Here is a 2,500-nt window from a genome sequence, read left to right on the forward strand (position 1 = left end):
TTTTGGAACGCAAGAAGCCCGCACTGTTTCCAGTGCGGGCTTTTTGTATTTTTCGACATTGTATTGAGATCATACGTTTTTGGCAGACCTTGCAGCGACCTACTCTCCCAAGCCTTAAGACTTAGTACCATCGGCGCGGAGGAATTTGACGGTCGAGTTCGGGATGGGATCGGGTCTTGGGCTCCTCGCAAGAACCACAAGGTCAGCGAAAAACGTATGAGTGAATTCTGGTTTTTTGGTTTGTTTGGACATCGCTTTCCCATGCAAGAAGCGATGTCTGGTGTATTATCTGAGCCGATCATTTCACAGTCTATGCGGACATAGATTAATGAGAACGATCAAGCCAATCGAGCTATTAGTACCGGTAAGCTTCACACATTGCTGCGCTTCCACACCCGGCCTATCGACGTGGTGGTCTTCCACGGCTCTCAAGGGAATACTAGTTTTGAAGGAGGCTTCCTGCTTAGATGCTTTCAGCAGTTATCCCGTCCGAATTTAGCTACCCTGCAATGCGGCTGGCGCCACAACAGGTCCACCAGAGATTCGTCCAACCCGGTCCTCTCGTACTAGGGTCAGCTCTTCTCAATATTCCTACACCCACGGCAGATAGGGACCGAACTGTCTCACGACGTTCTAAACCCAGCTCACGTACCACTTTAAATGGCGAACAGCCATACCCTTGGGACCTGCTCCAGCCCCAGGATGTGATGAGCCGACATCGAGGTGCCAAACAATGCCGTCGATATGGACTCTTGGGCATTATCAGCCTGTTATCCCCAGCGTACCTTTTATTCGTTGAGCGATGGCCCTTCCACGCGGGACCACCGGATCACTATGACCGACTTTCGTCTCTGCTCGACTTGTCAGTCTCGCAGTCAGGCAGGCTTATGCCATTGCACTCGAGGAACGATTTCCGACCGTTCTGAGCCTACCATCGCGCGCCTCCGTTACTCTTTGGGAGGCGACCGCCCCAGTCAAACTACCCACCATACGCTGTCCCGGACACTGTTATGCCGCGGTTAGACATCTATGACGATAAGGGTGGTATCTCATCTTTTGGCTCCACACGAACTAGCGTCCTTGCTTCAAAGCCTACCACCTATCCTGCACATGCCGACACAAATGCCAGCGTAAAGCTATAGTAAAGGTGCATGGGGTCTTTCCGTCTGACCGCAGGAACCCCGCATCTTCACGGGGAATTCAATTTCGCTGAGTCTATACTGGAGACAGTGGGGAAGTCGTTACGCCATTCGTGCAGGTCGGAACTTACCCGACAAGGAATTTCGCTACCTTAGGACCGTTATAGTTACGGCCGCCGTTTACCGGGGCTTCAATTCAATGCTTTCACATCTCCTTTTAACCTTCCGGCACCGGGCAGGCGTCAGACCCTATACGTCGTTTTGCAACTTCGCAGAGCCCTGTGTTTTTAGTAAACAGTCGCCACCCCCTCTTTTGTGCCACTCCCACAAGGTTGCCCTCGTAGAAGTCATGCTTATCCCGAAGTTACGCATGCAATTTGCCGAGTTCCTTCAGTATAGTTCTCTCAAGCGCCTTGGTATACTCTACCAGTCCACCTGTGTCGGTTTAGGGTACGGTCAATATTGGTGGAGCTATTTCCTGGAACCGGCTCATCGCACCCCCAATCCAATAAGGGGATACGAACCTGCGCGATCCGTCACTACCACCTGGTTCACGAATATTAACGTGATTCCCATCGTCTACGCATTTCTGCCTCGACTTAGGGGCCGACTAACCCTGCGCTGATTAGCATTGCGCAGGAACCCTTGGACTTTCGGCGAAAGTGTCTCTCACACTTTTTATCGCTACTCATGTCATCATTCGCACTTCCGATACCTCCAGGACCCCTCACAGGTATCCCTTCACAGGCTTACGGAACGCTCCGCTACCGCTTACAACAAAGTTGTAAACCCTAAGCTTCGGTGCATAGTTTTAGACCCGGTACATCTTCGCCGCAGGATCGCTTGACCAGTGAGCTGTTACGCTATCTTTAAAGGATGGCTGCTTCTAAGCCAACCTCCTGGTTGTCTAAGCAATCCCACATGCTTTCCCACTTAACTATGACTTGGGGACCTTAGCTGTAGGTTAGGGCTGTTTCCCTTTTGACGACGGACCTTAGCACCCGCCGTCTGTCTCCCGAGTAGTACTTCTGGGTATTCGGAGTTTGGTTAGGTTTGGTAAGTCGGTGAGACCCCCTAGCCCATCCAGTGCTCTACCCCCCAGAGTATTCGCTCGAGGCGATACCTAAATATCTTTCGCGGAGAACCAGCTATTTCCGAGTTTGATTGGCCTTTCACCCCTAGGAACAAGTCATCCCCGTCTTTTTCAACAGACGTGGGTTCGGTCCTCCAGTAAGTGTTACCTTACCTTCAACCTGCTCATACCTAGATCACTCGGTTTCGGGTCTAATCCGACTAACTTAACGCCCTATTCAGACTCGCTTTCGCTACGCCTACACCTAACGGCTTAAGCTTGCTAGTCA

Annotated in this window: 2 rRNA genes (1 of these 2 cut by a window edge); both read right to left on the bottom strand. The window is 51.4% G+C overall.

Annotation, left to right across the window (positions count from 1 at the left end):
• Positions 1-86: 86 nt before the first annotated feature.
• Positions 87-202 (bottom strand): 5S ribosomal RNA (rrf, locus tag ABFY71_RS18580).
• 132 nt (positions 203-334) lie between these two features.
• Positions 335-2,500: ribosomal RNA gene (locus ABFY71_RS18585) — 23S ribosomal RNA — on the bottom strand (it continues 556 nt past the right edge of the window).

The organism is Devosia alba (assembly GCF_039938915.1).
Classification (GTDB): Bacteria; Pseudomonadota; Alphaproteobacteria; order Rhizobiales; family Devosiaceae; genus Devosia; species Devosia alba.